Origin of the sequence: Nocardioides sp. SLBN-35 (assembly GCF_006715725.1) — a bacterium.
Lineage (GTDB): Bacteria > Actinomycetota > Actinomycetes > Propionibacteriales > Nocardioidaceae > Nocardioides.
Window position 1 is genome coordinate 2935542 of sequence record NZ_VFNU01000001.1, and the last position, 18724, is coordinate 2954265.

Genomic DNA, 18724 nt, shown 5'->3' on the forward strand with positions numbered 1-18724 from the left:
TCCCGTGAACCTGCCTGCTGCGGTCCTGTGGGACATGGACGGCACCCTCGTCGACACCGAGCCCTACTGGATGGCCACCGAGGAGGCCATCGCCGCCGAGCACGGCGGTACCTGGACCCACGAGGACGCGATGCAGCTGGTCGGCAACGACCTCATCGTGTCGGGGGAGTACATCAAGGCCAAGCTCGGCCTCACCCAGTCCGCCGAGGAGGTCGTCGAGCTGCTGCTCGACGGCGTGGTCGACCAGGTCCGGCACGCCGTACCGTGGTGCGCGGGCGCCCGCGAGCTGCTGCTCTCCCTGCACGACGCCGGGGTGCCGTGCGGCCTGGTCACGATGTCCTACCAGCGCTTCGTCGCGCCGATCCTCGAGCACCTGCCACCCGAGACCTTCCGGGTGATCGTCACCGGCGACATGGTCGACAACGGCAAGCCCCACCCCGAGGCGTACCTCACCGCGGCCGCTGCGCTGGGCGTCGACCCGGCCGACTGCGTCGCGATCGAGGACTCGCCGACCGGCGCCACGTCGGCGGCCGCGGCGGGGTGCACCGTGCTCGTCGTACCGAACCACGTGCCGGTCCTGCCGGGCCCCGGCCGGGTGTTCCGCGAGACCCTCGAGGGGGTCACTCCGCAGGAGCTGGGCTCGCTGCGTCCGGTCTGACGGCGTCTCGCGGGAGCGGGTACGGCGGCGGGGTGCCGCCGTAGGCCGGGCACAGCGCCTGGTGGGCGCACCACTTGCAGCCGGCGCCCTTGCGCGCCTCGAACGCCTGTCGCTCGGTGGCCGCCCGGATCGCGTCCCACACGGCCAGCACCTTGCGCTCGGTGGCCAGCAGGTCGCGCTCGTCGGGCTCGTAGCGCAGCACCTCGCTGTTGCCGAGGTAGACCAGCTGCAGCATCCTCGGCACGACGCCCCGCATCCGCCACAGCACGAGGGCGTAGAACTTGAGCTGGAAGAGCGCCCTGCCCTCGAACATCTCGCCCGGCGATGGGCCGGTCTTGTAGTCCACCACCCGGATCGCCCCGTCCGGCGCGACATCGACCCGGTCGATCACCCCGCGCAGCAGCAGCTTCGCGTCGGTGAGTGTCTCGACGTACAGCTCCCGGTCGGCGGGCTCGAGGCGGGTGGGGTCCTCGAGGTCGAAGTACTTGGCGAGGGTGTCGTGGCAGGACGCGAGCCACGCGGTGATCTCGGGGCCGTCCTCGGGGAACATGACGGTGACCGCCGGCTCGAGCTCCTGCAGCTCCTCCCAGGCCGGGGCGAGCATCCGGCCGGCGCGCTCGGGCGTGCGGTCGACGGCGGGCAGGTCGAAGAGCTGCTCGAGCACCCGGTGGATCACCGTGCCGCGGACGGCAGCGGGGGAGGCGGGCTCGGGGAGGCGGTCGATGCTGCGGAAACGGTAGAGCAGCGGGCAGTTGAGGAAGTCGCCGACCCGCGACGGGGAGAGCGCACCGAGCACCTCGACACCGTCGACGCGGGTGCCGCCTCGCTCCGACGGATCGGCCGGCTCGATGCCGGGGGCTGCTGGTGTGCTCGTCATGCGTTCGACAGTAGGGCAGCCCTCCGACACCGCGCCGAGGACGTCCGGCAGCCGAATCCCGGATAGCCTCGTGGTGTGTCCGGAAGCCAACGATCCGCCCAGGGGCGCGCGCCCCTGCCCCGGGGGATGTTCCGGATCGGCCGGATCGCGGGCAGCGACGTGCTCGTGTCCAGCTCGTGGTTCCTGATCGCCGGGCTGATCGCGGTGGTGATGAGCCCGCGGGTCGAGCAGGTGCAGCCCGGGCTGGGGGCGTGGACGTACGTCGTCGGAGTCGCCTTCGCGATCGCGCTCTACCTCGCGGTCCTGCTCCACGAGGCCTCGCACGCCGTCGTGGCCCGCCGGTTCGGGTTCACCGTGCACTCGATCACGCTGCACTTCCTCGGCGGCGCCACCTCCATCGAGGGCGAGGCCCGGCGCCCGCGCCAGGAGTTCTGGATCGCCGTCGTCGGCCCGATCACCTCGATCGCGGTCGGCGCGGCCGCGCTGGCCGCCTGGTTCGTCACGCCCGACGGACTGCTGCGGCTGGTGATCGAGGGACTCGCCGGCGCGAACCTGATGATCGGCGTGCTGAACCTCGTCCCCGCCCTGCCCCTCGACGGCGGCCGGGTGCTCAAGGCCGGCGTCTGGGCGATGACCGGCCGGGTCCACACCGGCACCGCCGTCGCAGCCTGGACCGGCCGGGGCACGGCTGTGCTCGTGGGGCTGTTCGCGCTGTGGTCCTCCCGCGACGGGTCCGTCGTCAACCCGCTGGTGCTGCTGATCGTGGCGTTGTTCCTGTGGACCGGCGCGAGCCAGGCGCTCGCCGTCGCGGGCATCACCCGCCAGTTCAGCGGCGTGGTCGCCAGCGACCTCGCGCGCCGCGCGCTGACCGTCCCCAGCGACCTCCCCCTGGCCGAGGCGATGCGCCAGGCGCGGGAGGCCGGCGCGGGCAGCATCGTCACCGCGACCGCCGACGGGCGACCGGTCGGCGTCGTGGACGAGACCGCCGCGCGCGCCGTACCCGCGGACCGGGCACCGTGGGTCGCCGTCTCCACCGTCGCCCGCACGCTCGAGCCCGGGCTGACGCTGCCGGTGCGGATCACCGGGGCCGCGCTGCTCGACACGGTCCGGTCCACCCCGGCGTCCGAGTACGTCCTGCTCGACGACGACGGCCGGGTGTACGGCGTGCTCGCCGCGGCCGACCTGATCCGCGCCGTGCGACCCTGAGCCGGTAGATTGCGCCGGTGACCGATGCGCCCCACAGCCCCGCCGCCGACGTTGCCGGCGACGTAGCCCCCGAAGCCTGGTCCGGCGTCCACCGCGGCCCCCTGCGTGCCGGCGAGTGGGTCCGCCTTGTCGACGGCAAGGGCCGCAAGCACAACTTCGAGCTCGTCCCCGGCAAGCGGTTCTTCTCCAACAAGGGCCACCTCGAGCACGACGAGCTGATCGGGCGCGAGGAGGGCTTCGCGGTCACCTCGTCGGTGGGCGGCGAGTACCTCGTCTTCCGGCCGCTGCTCTCGGAGTTCGTCGTCTCGATGCCCCGAGGCGCCGCGGTGGTCTACCCCAAGGACTCCGCGCAGATCGTCGCGATGGCCGACATCTTCCCCGGCGCCCACGTCGTCGAGGCCGGCGTCGGCTCCGGTGCGCTGACCTGCTCGCTGCTGCGCGCCGTCGGACCGCACGGCAAGGTGTCCTCCTTCGAGCGGCGTGAGGAGTTCGCCGACGTCGCCCGCCGCAACGTCACCCAGTTCTTCGGCGGCGACCACCCGGCCTGGCAGCTGACCCTCGGCGACCTGGCCGAGGCGCTGCCGGCGTCGGGGGAACGGTGCGACCGCATCATCCTCGACATGCTCGCCCCGTGGGACTGCCTCGACGCCGCTGCCGACGCCCTCCTGCCCGGCGGCATCGTGTGCGCCTACGTCGCCACGACCACCCAGCTCTCCAAGTTCGTCGAGGCGGTGCGGGTGCACGGAGGGTTCACCGAGCCCGCCCCGTGGGAGTCGCTGGTGCGCGACTGGCACGTCGAGGGTCTCGCCGTACGCCCCGGCCACAAGATGATCGGCCACACCGCGTTCCTCGTCACCGCCCGCCGGATGGCCCCCGGCGAGCGGGCGCCCCTCAAGAAGCGCCGTCCCGCGCCCGGTGCGTACGGCCCCGACTACACCGGTCCGCGGCCGCCCGGCGTACCCGAGACGCCGGCCGACGACTGAGCGCACCAAGGTTGCGGTTTGGTCCCAAACCGCAACATTTCCGGCTCGAAACATGGTGTTTCTGCCCAAAGGCCGTTAATCACTTCCTTGTAACACCCGCCCGAGTAGTGTCGGACCAAGGAGGTGTGCCATGACGAGCATGGGAGAAGGCACGACAGGCGGACACCGTTCCCCGAGCCGCGAGGAGCTCGAGGACCAGGTGCGCTACCTCGAGGAGGAGGTCGGCGACCTGCGCCGTCGTCTGGTCGACAGCCCGACCGGCGCGGCCCGTTCGCTGGAGGCCCGACTCGCCGAGGCCCAGCGGTCCCTGGCGGCCGTCACGTCCCAGAACGAGCGGCTTGCCGGCACGCTGCGCGACGCCCGCGACCAGATCCTCAAGCTCAAGGAGGAGGTCGACCGGCTGGCACAGCCACCGGCGGGCTTCGGCACGTTCCTGCAGCGCAACGAGGACGACACCGTCGACGTGTTCACCGGCGGCCGCAAGCTGCGGGTGACCGTGAGCCCGAGCGTCGAGCTCGACACCCTGCGTCGTGGCCAGGAGGTCATGCTCAACGAGTCCCTCAACGTGGTCGCCGCCTTCGACTACGAGACGGTCGGCGAGGTCGTCATGCTCAAGGAGGTGCTGGCCGACGGTGAGCGCGTCCTGGTCATCGCCAACGCCGACGAGGAGCGCGTGGTCCGGCTCGCGGACCCGCTGCTGACCGAGACCCTGCGCGCCGGCGACTCGCTGTTGCTCGACTCCCGCGCCGGCTACGTCTACGAGAAGGTCCCGAAGTCCGAGGTCGAGGAGCTGGTCCTCGAAGAGGTCCCCGACATCACCTACGACACGATCGGTGGCCTCGGCAACCAGATCGAGGCGATCCAGGACGCCGTGGAGCTGCCGTACCTCTATCCCGAGCTGTTCGCCGAGCACGAGCTCAAGCCGCCCAAGGGAATCCTGCTCTACGGTCCTCCCGGCTGCGGCAAGACGCTGATCGCGAAGGCCGTCGCCAACTCGCTGGCCAAGAAGGTCGCCGCGAAGACCGGCCAGGAGGGGAAGTCGTACTTCCTCAACATCAAGGGCCCCGAGCTGCTCAACAAGTACGTCGGTGAGACCGAGCGCCACATCCGGCTTGTCTTCCAGCGGGCGCGGGAGAAGGCGAGCACCGGTACGCCGGTCATCGTGTTCTTCGACGAGATGGACTCGCTGTTCCGCACCCGTGGGTCGGGTGTCTCCTCCGACGTCGAGAACACGATCGTGCCCCAGCTGCTCAGCGAGATCGACGGCGTCGAGCTGCTCGAGAACGTCCTGGTCATCGGTGCCTCCAACCGCGAGGACATGATCGACCCGGCGATCCTGCGCCCGGGCCGGCTCGACGTGAAGATCAAGATCGAGCGCCCCGACGCCGAGTCGGCACGCGACATCTTCAGCAAGTACCTCACCCAGAGCCTGCCGCTGCACGCCGACGACCTCGCGGAGTTCAGCGGCGACCGCAAGGCCACCGTCGGCGGCATGATCCGGGCCACGGTCGAGCGGATGTACTCCGAGACCGAGGAGAACCGCTTCCTCGAGGTCACCTACGCCAACGGTGACAAGGAGGTCCTCTACTTCAAGGACTTCAACTCCGGCGCGATGATCCAGAACATCGTCGACCGGGCCAAGAAGATGGCGATCAAGGACTTCCTCGAGCACGACCAGAAGGGGCTGCGGGTCTCCCACCTCCTCCAGGCGTGCGTCGACGAGTTCAAGGAGAACGAGGACCTGCCCAACACGACCAACCCCGACGACTGGGCGCGGATCTCGGGCAAGAAGGGCGAGCGGATCGTCTTCATCCGCACCCTCATCACCGGCAAGCAGGGCACCGAGCCGGGTCGATCGATCGACACGGTCAACGACACGGGCCAGTACCTCTAGGAGCCGGCGAGACCGGAATCGATCCGGTCGAGCAGCAGCGCCTCGGCGAGGCACGCCCTGCGGAACTCGCCGAGGTGCAGGCTCTCGTCGATGCCGTGCGCCCGGGTGTCGGGGTCCTCGACGGCGGTGACCAGCACGGTCGCGTCGGGGAAGGACTCGGCGAGCAGGTGGATCAGCGGGATCGAGCCGCCGACGCCGATGTCGACCGGCTCGGCCTCCCAGGCGTCGCGCAGGGCACCGGTCATCACCGCGTGGGCGGGGCTGTCGTCGCCGAGGTCCACCGGGTGCGCGCACGCGCGCACAGTGGTAGTGACGGTCGCGCCGTGCGGCACGTGGGCCCGCAGGTGGGCGGTGACCGCATCCACCGCCGCCTCGGGTACGACGCCCGGCGGGATCCGCACCGAGAGCCGGGCCGTCGCGCGGGCGCGGAGCACGTGGGCGGCGTCGCCGACAGCCGGCAGGTCGGTTCCGATCAGCGTGATCGACGGCTGGCGCCACAGCCGCGACGTGAGCGAGCCGCGGCCGGGCAGGGAGCTGGTGGCCGGGATGCCGGCGTCGGCGCGCAGCACCTGCTCGTCGTACTCGACGCCGGGGGTGAGACCGGGGCCCGCGAGGCCCGGGACCGCGACGGAGCCGTCGGTGTCGTACAGGCTCGCCACGGCGCGCACCAGAGCGCCGGCCGCGTCCGGCACGGCGCCGCCCCAGGCGCCCGAGTGGAGGTCGTGGTCGAGGACGCTGACGGCCACCTCGAGGTCGAGGATGCCGCGCAGTGAGGTGGTGAGCGAGGGTGTGCCGACGGCCCAGTTGACCGAGTCGGCGACCACGACGACGTCCGCGGCGAGTGCCTCACCGTGCTCGACGAGCAGCTTCGGCAGGCTGGGGGAGCCGATCTCCTCCTCGCCCTCGACCAGGATCCGGACGTTGCAGCCCAGCTCCGGGCCGAGCACGGCCAGCGCGGCCAGGTGGACGCCGATGCCGGCCTTGTCGTCGGCGGCGCCCCGCCCGAACAGCCGGTCACCGCGGCGGGTCGCCGTGAACGGCGGGCTGGTCCAGGAGCCGGCCTCGCCGGTGGGCTGCACGTCGTGGTGGGCGTAGAGCAGCACGGTCGGCCCCTCGACCTGCCGGGACCGGCCGAGCACAGCCGGCTGTCCGCCGTCGACGCTCACGACCGACACCTCGAGCCCGAGGTCGCTGAACGCCTCGGCGCTCTGCCGGGCGCTGCGCAGCACGTCGGCGCGATGCGCCGGGTCCACGCTGACCGACGGCACGGCGACCAGGTCGGCCAGCCGCTCCAGCACCGTCGGCAGCACCGCGTCGAGGCGGCCCGCGAGCTCCGCGGTGCGCGCGCTCACCGGACCACCCGCGTCCAGCCGTAGCGGTCGGGCGTGCGGCCCTCCTGCAGGCCCAGCAGGTCGTCGCGCAGGGCCGTGGTCCAGCGGCCCGGGCGTCCGTCGCCGATCCGCACGGAGCCGCCGGTCCAGCACAGCTCCGCGATCGGCGTGACGACCGCGGCGGTCCCGCACGCGAACAGCTCGGCCACCCGCCCGGACCGGGCACCGGCCTCGATCTCGGCGAAGGCGACCTGGCGCTCCTCGACCCGGGCGCCGAGGTCGCGGGCCAGGGTGAGGATCGAGTCCCGGGTGACCCCGGCGAGGATGGTGTCGCTGGTACGTGGCGTGACCAGGGTCGTTCCGCTCGGCTCCTCGAGGACGACGACGACGTTCATCCCGCCGAGCTCCTCGAGGTGGCGCCCCTCGCGGGCGTCGAGGTAGAGCACCTGCTGGCAGCCGCGGTCGGTGGCGGCCTGCTGGACCAGCATGCCGCCGGCGTAGTTGCCGGCGCACTTGGCGGCGCCGGTGCCACCGGGGAAGGCCCGGGGCTGGTGCTCCTCGACCCAGACGCGGATGCCGTCGTACCCGGAGGCGAAGTAGGACCCGGCGGGCGAGCCGATGACGTGGAACGCGTACTCCCGGGAGGGCCGGGTGCCGAGGGCGGGCTCGGTGGCGATCATGAACGGGCGGAGGTAGAGGCTGCGCCCCGATCCCACCGGTACGACGTCCGCGCAGGCCGCGGTGAACAGCTCGACGGCCGCGACGAAGTCGGCGACGGGCAGCTCGGGCATCGCCATCCGGCGCGCGGACGACTGGAGCCGGGCGGCGTTCACCTCGGGTCGGAAGAGGCGGACCGCGTCGTCCTCGCCGCGGTAGGCCTTCATCCCCTCGAAGATCGCCTGCCCGTAGTGGAGGACCATCGCGGCCGGTGACAGTCGCAGGTCGGTGAGCGGGCCGAGGCGCGCGGCGGTCCAGCCGCCGTCTGCGGTCCAGCGCAGGGTGACCATGTGGTCGGCGAGCGCGGCGCCGAAGGTCGTGCTCGGGTCGGCGGCGAGCGATGTGTCGGTCATGTCGGCGACCCTAGGGACGCGCCGCGTCCGGGGCAGTGGGCGAGCTGCACACCGGTTCGGCGTGGTTCGGGCGGCACGCCTCCACGGCTCGTGCGACGCACTCGACGACACGGTCGACGTCGGCCGGATCGGTGTCCCACGCGGTCATCAGCCGCACCAGCCGGCGATCGCCGCGGCCACGCCAGGTCGTCAGCGCGACCTCCCGGGCGACCTGCTGGGCGACCGGGGCCGCGAGATCGGCGAAGACGGCGTTCGCCTCGGTGGGCACCGGCAGGGCGACATCGTCGAGCGGCGCGAGCCCGGCGGCCAGCCGCAGCGCCTGGTGGTTGGCGTGGTCCGCGTTGCGCCGCCACAGGTCGTCGTCGAGCAGGGCGAGGAGCTGGGCGGAGATGAACCGCGTCTTCGCCGGCAGCTGGCCGACGGCCTTGTGCAGGTAGTCGATGCCGGGCACGGCGTCGGGATCCAGGATCACCACTCCGTCGCCGAGGAGTCCGCCGTTCTTGCTGGAGCCCAACGACACCACGTCGACGCCGACGGCGGTCGTGAGCTCGGCCCAGGAGACGCCGAGGGTGACGGCGGCGTTGGCGAGTCGCGCCCCGTCGAGGTGCACCGCGAGGCCGAGGTCGTGGGCCTCGGCACACAGCGCCCGCAGGTCGGCGACCGAGTAGCAGGTGCCGAGCTCGGTGCTCTGGGTCAGCGACAGCACCGCCACCTGGGCGCGGTGCCGGTTGCCGTGGGCGAGGTGCTCGGCGAGGCGGCCCGGCCGGATCCGGCCGTCCGGCGACGGCGTCAGCACCAGCTTGAGCCCGGCCTTCTCAGGCGCCGCCGTCTCGTCGGTGTGGATGTGCGCGTCCTCGGCGCACAGCACCGACTCCCAGCGCCGCGTCATCGCCGACAGGGCCAGCAGGTTGGCGCCGGTGCCGTTGAAGACAGGGACGTACGACGCCCGCGGCCCGAGCAGTTCGCGGAGTCGGCGCTCGGCCTCCCGGGTCCACGGGTCGGCGCCGTACGACGGCGCCCGGCCCCGGTTGGCCTCGGCCACCGCGGCGAGCACCGCGGGATGGGCCGGGGCGGCGTGGTCACTGGCGAAGTCGAGGGTCATCGGGCGCCTCCGAAGGTGCGGGCGACCGCCGTGCCGAGCAGGCCGAGATCGGTGCCGAGGGCGACGAGGTCGAGGGGCGGCAGGGTCGCGGCGTGCTCCGCGGAGAGGGCGAACATCGCGAGCAGGCGGCCGGAGTTCCGGGTCCGGACGGACAGGCCCGCGACGGCGGCCAGCAGCTCGGGGCCGTCGGGACGCCAGCCGGACGAGCGGGCCAGGTCGATCGGGCCCACGAAGACGCCGCTGACGCCGTCGACGCCGAGGATCCCGGCGGCGGCGTCGAGCCCGGCGGCGGTCTCGACCATCGGCAGCACCAGCGGGTCGGGGAGGTCGTCGAGCGGCCCGGGCGCCCGGGCTGTCCGGTTGCGTCGGTAGCCGTCGCTGCGCACACCCTCGGGCGCGAACCGGGTCGCCGCGACGACGGCCTGCGCCTGGGCGGCGCTCTCGACGGCGGGCACCACGACCCCGCGGGCGCCGAGGTCGAGCGCGCGGCCGATGGCGGCGGGGTTGTGGTCGGCGGTCCGGACCAGCACGGGAGTGGCGTGGAGCTCGGCGCAGCGCAGCAGGTCCGGCAGGCCGGACTCGGCGATCTCGCCGTGCTGGAGGTCGATGCCGAGCCAGCGCGGCCGGGTCTCCTCGTCGGTGAGGACGGCGGCGAGCGCCGCGGCGCCGAGCACGGTGACCCAGAGCCCCGGCACGGGAACGGTGCCGGGGCTCTGGGGGAAGGTCTGACTCACGCGTTGCGGGCCTTCTCCGGCGGCACCATGTAGGTCGTGCGGCTCGGGAACAGGCCGAGCCGCACGCTGCTCTCCAGCCAGGAGATCGCCGCTCCGGTCGGGTCGACGACCGGGACCCGGTGGCCGGCCTCGGCGAGTGCCTCCCGGATCCGGTCGACGACGCCGAGCATGCCGGTGCAGCCGAGGACGATGACGTCGGCCTCCCCGGACTCGACCAGGTCGATGGCCTGCTCGGAGAGGCGCTGGATCATCAGCTCGTGGTCGTCGAGGCCGAGGACCGGGAGGTCGATGACCCGGATCGCGGAGATGCGGTCCTCCACGCCGTAGCGGCGCGCGAGGGAGCGCAGCATGGGCAGCACGTTCGGCAGCACGGTGATGATCGCGACCCGCTCGCCGTGGGCCATCGCGGTGAAGATGGCTGGCTCGAAGCCGCCGACCACGGGTACGTCGATCACCTCGCGCGCCGCGTGCACGCCCGGGTCTCCGAAGCAGGTGATGAAGACGCCGTCGACGCCGTCGGCCTTGGCCTCGGCGATCCGGTCCAGGATGCCGGGCGCGGCGAGCGCCTCGTCGTACTCCGACTCGATGCTGGCCGTGCCGCGCAACAGCGGTACGGCGTCGATCTTGGTGTCGGGCAGCGCCCAGGACGTGGCGTCGTCGAGGGCGGCCTGCAGGAAGGTGTCGCCGATCGCGGGCAGGATGACTCGGATGTGCATGAAGGGCTCCTGTTGTTCGGGGACCTCCGACGCTAGGTCCGGGTCCCGGCCACGGGGCATGGGCGAGGTGCACAGACCCGGGGGAGCGGCTGGGCCGGTGGCCGCATCGGGACCGGCTCAGGCCCGCAGCGACCGGCAGGCCACCTGGAGCGCGAGCCGCTGGCTGGGGTCGTTGAGGTCGACGCCGAGCCGCTCGCGGATCTGTTGCAGCCGGGTGGTGATCGTGTTGCGGTGCACCCCGGTCGCGGCGGCCGTCTCGACCACGGACCCGCCACACTCGAGATAGGCGCGCAGGGTCGCGAGCAGGCCCTGGGACGCGGCATCCATCAGCGGAGCGAGCGCGGTCTCGGCGAAGGACCGGGTCACCTCCGACTCCTGCCAGGTGGCCAGCAGTCGCGCGACGCCGAGCTCGTCGGAGTGCTCGACGACGGGTCGGTAGTCGTGGCTCAGCGCCAGCAGCGCCGCATTGCGCGCCTCGTCGAGCGTCTCGACGAGGCCGCCGGGACCGCGGTGGGGACGCCCGATGCCGACCGCGATGCCGAGATCGCGGGGCATCGCGGCCGCCGCCCGGCGGACCCGCTGCAGCACGGCGCGCGCGTCCGCGGTCGGCGGCTCGGCCTCCGCGGAGGACCAGGCCAGCCAGCGGTCGCCGTCGTCCTGGCAGGCGACCACGGCGATGCCCTGGGCGGCGAGCTCGGCCGCCCACCGGGCGCGGGCCCGCTCCCGCTCGCTGTCGTCGAGCCCGGTTCGGGGCACCGCGTGCAGACCGACATGCCACTGCTGCAGCTGCCAGCCCAGGGACACCGCGCTCTCCACGACGCCGCGGCTGACGCCGTCGCGGTGCGCGACGATCTCGGCGAGGGTCTGCCGCTCGACGAGAGCGTCGTGCCGGCTCTGTGCCCGCTGCGTCGTGAGCCAGCTGCGCACGTGGGGCTCGGCGACGGCGAGGGCGCTGGCGACCTGGTTCATCCGGCCGTGGGAGGGCAGGGGGAGCCGGCAGCCCAGCCAGGCCGTGACTCGCGGGCTGTCGGGGTCGTGCACCGGATGTACCAGGCAGCCGTCGTCGCGCTGGGGGATGGCCCGGTCCAGGTGGATGTCCGGGGGGAGCTCCACCTCGGGACCGACCAGGCTGCGTCCGTCGGCGGTCAGCATCGCCACCGCGATGCCGAGCTCGTCGGCGACGGCGCCGAGGATCTCCGGCGCGGTGTGCCGGCCGTGGATCCGGCGGACCACCCGGTTCACCACCCGCGCCTCGGCGAGCTCCGGTGCCCGCACCCGCACGGTCAGCTCCTGCAGCACCTGCACCGGGCGGCCGTGCGGCAGCCACACCAGGGGTACGGCGAGCCGGTCGGCGAGCCGGCTGGTGGCCAGCAGCGGCAGCTCGGCCTGGGCGATGACGAGCAGCCCGGCGACCCCCGCGTCGTGGGCCCGGCGCACCAGCGCGTCGAGCCGGTACGCCGGGGCGACCGCCTCCGGGCGGCACAGCAGCAGGCTGTCAGCGACGGCCTCGGGGTCGTCGGCGTCGTACCAGGCGACATCGAGGACCAGCCGCTCCAGGCCGGCGGCGCCCGCGACCACCCGGGCGTCGCGCAGCTCCGGCTCGCCCAACAGGTCCGCGACCCGCAGCGTCTCGCTCATCGTTCCTCCGTCTCGACCAGGCCGAAGGCACTCGGCCCGACCAGGTGGCGGGCGCTCTCGGGCCAGGCGTGCAGCGCCGGCAGTGAGCAGACGACGACCGCCTGCCCGACCCGGACCTCCTCGACCTGGAGCGGGCGCCGGCTGCGGTTGTCGAGGACCGCGACGACGTCGGGCGTCAGCGCGCCCGGCACGCCGTCGACGGTCGTCGCCAGGAACTCCTCCTGGTGGTCGACCCGCACGACCGCGCCGTCGCCGCCGTCGATCACGGTCAGCGTCCCGGGGGCGTCGCTGCTGCGCGGGACGATCTCCTCGACCCGGCCGACCCCGTGCAGCCGGGCGCCGAGGTCGGCGATGAGCACGGGCAGCGCGGCGGATCGGGCGGCCAGGAACCGGCGACCGAGCTCGATGCAGGCGCTGACGCTGCCACGCACGCCCATCCGGTCGAGGTCGCCGGCGGCGATCGGGTAGCCCGCGACCGAGGCGGCTCCGCCCATGCCGGCGGTGATGCCCGCCAGGATCGGCTCGACCGCCCGTGGCCCCATCAGCGGTACGACGACCACGTCGCCCGCGGGGCTGGCCACCGCGAGGGGAACCGGCGCGACTCCGTTGAGGGCCAGTGTGTTCTGGGTGAGCCTCGGGAAGGCGCGGCCCATCAGGTCGCCGTCGACGAACGGCAGGCCGAGCTCGATGGCGCCGATCGCGCCGACGAGGGCGTTGAGTCCGCCGATCTCGAAGGCGGCGGCGGCGCGGATCGGCCCCATGACCTGCTCGGCGACGGCGGCCGCCGCCCGGGCCAGGTCGACCGGGCTGAGCAGGCGCTCGGAGATCACGTCCGGGGAGCCGACGGCGCCGGTGTGGACCACGATGCCGTCAGGCGCGAGGTCCGCGGCGGGCACCAGCCGCAGGGAGCGGTCCGCGAGCAGGTGCCGGAGGAGGTGGGCCCCGACCCGCACGTCGCCCCCGCCGCCCGCGCCGAGGACCGCGGCGCCGGCGGCGAAGGCGTCGACGTCCTCGCGCTCGATACGGCGCTCGATACGGCGCTCAGCCATGGCGCAGCTCCGGCGGCGGGTCCTGGAGGGCCAGCTCGCCGACGGCCTTCACCCGCACCCGGTAGGCCTCGCCGGGCAGGTAGTTGAGGGGAAGCCGGACGGTGTCGACGACCTGCACCGTGCTCGGCCGGGCCCCGGCGGCGATGGCGCGGTCGACCGCCTCCTGGGCGGCGGCCTCGACGGCGTCGCGCGCCCCTGTGCCGGTGACGGTGACCACCCGGTCGACCTCGCCGCTGACGCGCGCGACGGCCGCGCCGACCGCGTTGGCGACCTCGTGGTGATCGGGCCGGAGCACCTCGGCGACCTCGGGCAGGTCGTCGGGGACGATGGCACCGCCGCCGCCGACCACGACCGCGGTCACCGGGTCGACCGAGAGCCGCATCCGGTCGACGGCGTCCGCGACGGACTGCCGGACCCCTCCCAGCACGGCGTCGACCAGGGGGCGCGGCACACCGCGGGTCAGGCTGCGGTCGCCGAGGTCGCACCGTCCGGCCGCGACCGCGATGTCGGTCGCGGTGAGGACGTCGCCGCCGAAGACGAGGGCGTCCTGGCGCAGGCGGAGGCCGACGCTGCGCGGGCCCAGGGTCGGTCGCTCCGCCGACCCGCCCACGACGCTGCCGCCGCCGAAGCTCAGCGAGATCACGTCAGGCATCCGGACGTTGGTCGGTACCAGCGCGACGCTGACGTCGTCGGGAGCCTCGCGCGGATAGCCCTGCTCCAGCACGCCGATGTCGACGGTCGTGCCGCCGACATCGATGACGGTGCAGGTGCTCCGGCCCGCGAGCACGGCCGCGCCGCGCATCGAGTTCGCGGGGCCGGACGCGAGCGTCGTGACGGGGAACCGGCGGGCGTACTCGACGCCCATCAGCGCGCCGTCGTTGCTGCTGAGGAAGATCGGCGCGTCGACCCGAGCGGCCCGTACGGCGGCGACGAGGCCGTCGGTGACGCGCTCGGCGAGCTCGCGCAGGGCGGCGTTGATCGCGGTCGCGTTCTCCCGCTCGAGCAGGCCGAGCGTCCCGATCTCGTGGGACAGGCTGACCGGCGCGTCGGGCAGCTCCTCGGCCAGGATCTGCGCCGCGGCCAGCTCCAGGTCGGGGGCGACGGGGGAGAAGACCGACGAGATGGCGTAGGACCGGGCGCCGGCGTGGTGGGCGGCGTCCAGCGCGGCGCGGAACTCGGCAGGGTCGAACGGCGCGATCAGCCGGCCGTCGTACTCGTGACCGCCGTGGCACAGGAAGACGTGACCGCCGACCGACGCGCGGAGCCGCTCCGGCCAGCCCGACAGCGGGGGCACCGCGGCGGCCGCCGGCAGGCCGAGGCGGATGACGGCGGTCGGTGCGAGGTGGGAGCCGTCGACCAGCGCGTTGAGGAAGTGCGTCGTGCCGATCATCACGGCCGCGACCTCGCGCGCCAGGCCGGGCCGGGAGGCGACCACGGCGCTGATGGCGCGGGCGATGCCGGTGGTGACGTCGGCGGTGGACGCCTCCTTGGCGCTGGCGACGACGGTGTCGCCAGCGAGCAGCACCGCGTCGGTGTTGGTTCCGCCGACGTCGATGCCCAGGCGCAGCACGCGGTCCACGAGCGGCAGCCTAGTGATGCGGGGTGGGCGCTGACCATGCATCCCGCACAGCACTCTCGGAGGTCGCTGGGCTGGTTGCACAGTCGTGTGACGGCCGTCGCGGCGCAGTAGACCGGATCGTGGGCGACGGTGCGGGCGCAGATCGGGCGATGTGCTCAGTGCGGGACGCGACGCAGTGCTCAATGCCTCCTGTGCCCGGGGGCCGGCGGGACTTGACTGCCGCCACACCGAACAGCCCCTCCACCGGGAGACATCATGAACCGTCCACTCCTCCTCGCTCTCGCCACCTCGGCCACGCTCGCCATCACCGCGTGCAGCAGCGGCTCGACCGGCGGCTCCGGGAACGGCGCCGCCGCCCCCGAGGTCAAGGCCGCGACCATCGACGCCTCGGGCCCGCTGGCCGGCAAGACCGTCACCTACATCGACGGCTTGCCCGGCAACGCCCTCATGGAGGGCATCGCCCAGGGGCTCGCGACCGAGCTGAACGCCCAGGGCGCGAAAGTCGTCGACGTCTACCAGACGAACGCGCAGAACCAGCTGGACCTCGCCGTCGCCAACCAGCGCATCCAGGAGGCGATCGCGCAGGACGTCGACGCCATCGTCGCCTTCCCGCTCGACGTGAACTCGATCAGCCCCGGCGTCGCGGCCGCCAAGAAGGCCGGCATCCCGCTGTTCATCTTCCAGGACCTCGGTGGCCTGGACGTGACCGGCAAGCTCGCCTTCCCCGACGAGGAGCGGGGTCGCGACACCGGCAAGGCACTCGCGGAGATCGTCGGCGGAGAGGGAGAGGCGACGGTCCTCTCGGGCATCCCCACCGACAACATCGAGAACGCCGTGGCCGGCGCCGTCGAGGGGCTCGAAGCCGGCGGACTGAAGATCGTGGGCGACCCCGCCAACCAGCGCAACCTCAAGGACGACGCTCCCGGCGCCCAGCAGATCGCGCAGGGCATCTTCGCCCAGCACCCCGACCTCGACGCCCTCGTCGTCTACAACTCGGCCTCCGCGACCGGCGCGATCGCCGCCGCCAAGCAGGCCGGCATGCTCGACCAGGTCAAGATCGCGACGATGGCCGGCGAGGACGCCAACATCGAGCAGCTCAGGACCGGCGAGCTGGCGCTGTCGTACGACTTCGACGGCACCAACTACGGCAAGGAGATGGCGCAGCTGGTCGCGCGCTCGCTCGAGGGGGAGCAGCTCGACAACGAGGTCGTCGAGGCGCCGCTGGGCAAGATCTTCACGCAGGACAACGTGGCCGACTTCGTGCCGTGGCCCGAGCGCATCCAGTACGTCGAGCTCCCGCACACCTACTGAGGCGCCGGCCGTGAACGCGCACCGTCTCGAGACGACACCCGCGCTGTCGGTCGTGTCCGTGTCCCGCAGGTTCGGTCCGACCCTCGCCCTCGACGAGGTGGACCTCAGCTTCGCGCCCGGCCGGGTCACCGCCGTGGTCGGCGCGAACGGCTCCGGCAAGAGCACCCTGCTCCGCATCCTCGCGGGCCTGCTGGCTCCGTCAGCGGGGCGGGTGCTGGCCTTCGGCGCGCACGAGGTCCGGTCCGTCCACTCGGCGCTCGACGCCGGCGTGGTCCTGGTTCCCCAGGAGCCGACCCTGGCCGGGCACCTCACCGTGTGGCAGAACGTCAGCCTGGTCAGCGCGGCGCGGCGCACCGGGTTCTTCCTCAACGACCGCCGGGCCCGCCGGTTCGCGGCCCAGCACGTCGCGGGCCTGCTGCCGGCCGAGATGCTGGACCGCCCGACCGGCTCGCTGAACAAGTCCTCGCGCCAGCTGGTGCAGCTCGCGGCGGCGATGGCCCGGGACCCGCAGGTCCTGCTGCTCGACGAGCCGACCGCCGTGCTCGACGAGGACGGCGTGGTCGCGCTGCACGCGCTGGTGCGCTCCTTCCGCGAGCGCGGCGGCACGGTGCTGATCGTGTCGCACCGGCTCAAGGACGTGCTCGAGCTCGCCGACGACGTGGTGGCGTTGCGCAACGGGCGGGTCCAGCTCGACTGCGCGGTCACGCCGCAGACCGAGCGGGAGATCGTCGCCCTGCTGTCCGCCGAGTCCCGGGTCGACCGCGACCACCGGGCCGTGGACGACGCCCCGGCCGTGCTGCGGGCCGCCGGCCTGAGGGGCTGGCGCGGGCTCGACGTGCCGGAACTGGCCGTCCGGGCCGGCGAGATCGTCGGCGTCGCCGGGCAGAGCGGCAGCGGCCGCTCCCGGCTGGCCGCGGCGCTCGCCGGGTCACACCCGGCGCAGGGCACGGTCACCGTCGACGGGACGTCGGTGCGCACCGGCAGCATCCGCTCGGCGCGGGCCGCGGGCATCGCCTACATCCCGGAGGACCGGCACGCTGCCGCGATCATGGGCAACCAGACCGTCGAGGCCAACCTGCTCCTCGGGCAGGTCGACCCGACCCTGCGGACCGGGCTGTTCCGGTCGCGGCGCGGCGAGCGCCGGGTCGGGCGGGGCCTGGTGGCGTCGTACGACATCCGGCCCCCGCTGCCCGACAAGCAGGCCGGCCTGCTCTCGGGCGGCAACCAGCAGAAGGTCGTGGTCGCCCGCGCCCTGGCCGGCCGGCCCAAGGTCGTGATCGCCGACGAGCCCACCCAGGGCGTCGACGCTGCCGCGCGCAGCGCCATCCACGACGCGCTGGTCGCCAGCGCCGAGGAGGGCACCGCGGTGCTCGTGGTGTGCAGCGAGTTCGAGGAGCTGTTCGCGCTGGCCGACCGGATCGTCGTGCTCTACGACGGCCGCGTGGTCCTGGACCGGCACTGCTCGGCCACCACCCCCGACGAGGTGCTCGCCGCCTCGCTCGGCTCGACGGCGCCGGCCGTCGTACCTCCGACCGATCCCACCGACAACCTGGAAGAGGTGCTCGCATGACTGCCGTGACCGCTCCCGTGGAGCCCTCCGGCTCGGGCAGCCCGCTGCTCGACCGGGTCCGCGCCCTCCCGCCGACGCTGCGCCAGCAGACCCTGTTCGGCCTGATCCTGCTCGCGATGTTCCTGGGCTCGATGCCGTTCGTCGCCCAGATGCGGGACGCCGACTTCCTGATGCTCCAGCTCGCGACCTACTCCGCCGTGCTGGTCATGGCGCTGGGGCAGACGTTCGTCGTCCTCCAGGTCGGCTTCGACCTGTCGACCGGAGCGGTCCAGGGCTTCACCGGGGGACTGGTCTACCTGCTGGTCGGCCACGGCTTCACCGACGGCCTCATGATCGTCGTGTGCCTGCTCGCGGCCACCGCGATCGGCGCGGTCGTGCACGGCCTGCTGATCACCCGGGCCCGGATGAACTACTTCATCGTCACGCTGGCGACGTACACGATCCTGCCGAGCCTGCTGCGGGTGATCCTCGACGGCGCCAGCAAGCCGGTCCACAGCCCCGCGCTGGACACCCTTGCCAACGGCGAGGTGCTCGGCATCCGCACCCCGATCGTGGTCGCCGCTGTCGTGTTCGCACTGCTGTGGGTGGTGCTCAACCGCACCGTGTTCGGCCGCAACGTGTACGCCGTCGGCAGCAACCGCGAGGCCGCCCGCCTCGCCGGGCTCCCGGTCACCGCGATCACCATGGCCTGCTACGGCATCTGCTCGCTGTGCGCCGGTGTCGCCGGCCTGCTGCTGCTCGGGAACCTCGGCGCCGCGGACCCCTCGGCCGGGCTCGGCAACGAGTTCTTCGCCCTCACCGCGGTCCTTCTCGGCGGGACCCGGTTCTCGGGCGGCCAGGGCAGCCTGTTCGGCACCCTGCTCGGGATCCTGTTCCTCGTCGTCCTCGCCAACATCCTGCTGCTCAGTGGGATGCCCCAGTTCTGGATCGGCGCCGTGCAGGGCGTCGTCCTCCTCGTCGCCGTCGGCATCGACCGCGCCCGGCGCGACTGACCCTGCGCATCCGC

Annotated in this window: 16 protein-coding genes; 7 read left to right on the forward strand and 9 right to left on the reverse strand. The window is 73.4% G+C overall.

Going from position 1 to position 18724, the window contains the following annotated elements; genetic code table 11:
- Positions 1-4: 4 nt before the first annotated feature.
- Entirely contained in the window at positions 5-658 is a 654-nt protein-coding gene (locus FBY23_RS14245) for an HAD family phosphatase (protein WP_260805966.1), read from the forward strand.
- On the opposite strand, the gene FBY23_RS14250 is transcribed toward FBY23_RS14245, so the two are convergent.
- Complete coding sequence (locus tag FBY23_RS14250) at positions 621-1535, reverse strand: PD-(D/E)XK nuclease family protein (RefSeq protein ID WP_141798742.1); 915 nt, start codon at positions 1533-1535, stop codon at positions 621-623. The two genes, FBY23_RS14245 and FBY23_RS14250, sit on opposite strands and share 38 nt — an antisense overlap.
- 75 nt (positions 1536-1610) lie before the next feature.
- On the opposite strand from FBY23_RS14250, the gene FBY23_RS14255 reads away from it, so the two are divergent.
- The 3 genes from FBY23_RS14255 (at position 1611) to arc (ending at position 5618) form a co-directional block, all read left to right on the forward strand.
- Positions 1611-2741 (forward strand): site-2 protease family protein, encoded by a 1131-nt coding sequence (locus FBY23_RS14255; RefSeq protein WP_260805967.1) that lies wholly within the window; start codon positions 1611-1613, stop codon positions 2739-2741.
- Positions 2742-2758: 17 nt separating this feature from the next.
- Positions 2759-3724, forward strand: coding sequence for a tRNA (adenine-N1)-methyltransferase (locus FBY23_RS14260; protein WP_141798743.1), 966 nt, complete (start codon positions 2759-2761; stop codon positions 3722-3724).
- Positions 3725-3854: 130 nt separating this feature from the next.
- The gene (gene arc, locus FBY23_RS14265; RefSeq protein ID WP_141798744.1) at positions 3855-5618 is read left to right on the forward strand and encodes a proteasome ATPase; all 1764 of its coding nucleotides are present in this window, start codon (positions 3855-3857) and stop codon (positions 5616-5618) included.
- Here the strand turns inward: arc and FBY23_RS14270 are convergent.
- The 8 genes from FBY23_RS14270 to FBY23_RS14305 form a co-directional block, all read right to left on the reverse strand.
- On the reverse strand, positions 5615-6970 hold the full coding sequence (locus FBY23_RS14270) for a M20/M25/M40 family metallo-hydrolase (RefSeq protein ID WP_141798745.1): 1356 nt from the start codon (positions 6968-6970) through the stop codon (positions 5615-5617). The genes arc and FBY23_RS14270 overlap by 4 nt on opposite strands.
- Complete coding sequence (locus FBY23_RS14275; RefSeq protein ID WP_141798746.1) at positions 6967-8019, reverse strand: branched-chain amino acid aminotransferase; 1053 nt, start codon at positions 8017-8019, stop codon at positions 6967-6969. The genes FBY23_RS14270 and FBY23_RS14275 overlap by 4 nt, the downstream gene beginning before the upstream one ends.
- Positions 8020-8029: 10 nt before the next feature.
- Entirely contained in the window at positions 8030-9121 is a 1092-nt protein-coding gene (locus FBY23_RS14280) for a low specificity L-threonine aldolase (protein WP_141798747.1), read from the reverse strand.
- Positions 9118-9855, reverse strand: a complete 738-nt coding sequence (locus tag FBY23_RS14285) for an aldolase/citrate lyase family protein (RefSeq protein WP_160158238.1) — start codon at positions 9853-9855, stop codon at positions 9118-9120. The genes FBY23_RS14280 and FBY23_RS14285 overlap by 4 nt, the downstream gene beginning before the upstream one ends.
- The gene (locus FBY23_RS14290) at positions 9852-10571 is read right to left on the reverse strand and encodes an aspartate/glutamate racemase family protein (protein WP_141798748.1); all 720 of its coding nucleotides are present in this window, start codon (positions 10569-10571) and stop codon (positions 9852-9854) included. Before FBY23_RS14290 ends, FBY23_RS14285 begins: the two co-directional genes overlap by 4 nt.
- 117 nt (positions 10572-10688) lie before the next feature.
- Positions 10689-12209, reverse strand: a complete 1521-nt coding sequence (locus tag FBY23_RS14295) for a PucR family transcriptional regulator (RefSeq protein WP_141798749.1) — start codon at positions 12207-12209, stop codon at positions 10689-10691.
- Complete coding sequence (locus FBY23_RS14300; RefSeq protein WP_141798750.1) at positions 12206-13258, reverse strand: DUF917 domain-containing protein; 1053 nt, start codon at positions 13256-13258, stop codon at positions 12206-12208. The genes FBY23_RS14295 and FBY23_RS14300 overlap by 4 nt, the downstream gene beginning before the upstream one ends.
- Positions 13251-14837: a hydantoinase/oxoprolinase family protein gene (locus FBY23_RS14305; RefSeq protein ID WP_260805968.1), complete on the reverse strand. Its 1587-nt coding sequence runs from the start codon at positions 14835-14837 to the stop codon at positions 13251-13253. The genes FBY23_RS14300 and FBY23_RS14305 overlap by 8 nt, the downstream gene beginning before the upstream one ends.
- 255 nt (positions 14838-15092) lie before the next feature.
- On the opposite strand from FBY23_RS14305, the gene FBY23_RS14310 reads away from it, so the two are divergent.
- From FBY23_RS14310 to FBY23_RS14320, 3 genes are read left to right on the forward strand one after another with little or no spacing between them, the layout of a single operon-like run.
- On the forward strand, positions 15093-16148 hold the full coding sequence (locus tag FBY23_RS14310; protein ID WP_141798751.1) for a sugar ABC transporter substrate-binding protein: 1056 nt from the start codon (positions 15093-15095) through the stop codon (positions 16146-16148).
- A gap of 10 nt (positions 16149-16158) precedes the next feature.
- Positions 16159-17718 carry a sugar ABC transporter ATP-binding protein gene (locus FBY23_RS14315; RefSeq protein WP_141798752.1) on the forward strand — a complete coding sequence of 520 codons (1560 nt, stop codon included), beginning with the start codon at positions 16159-16161 and terminating at the stop codon, positions 17716-17718.
- Positions 17715-18710: an ABC transporter permease gene (locus FBY23_RS14320; RefSeq protein ID WP_141798753.1), complete on the forward strand. Its 996-nt coding sequence runs from the start codon at positions 17715-17717 to the stop codon at positions 18708-18710. Before FBY23_RS14315 ends, FBY23_RS14320 begins: the two co-directional genes overlap by 4 nt.
- Positions 18711-18724 lie beyond the last annotated feature (14 nt).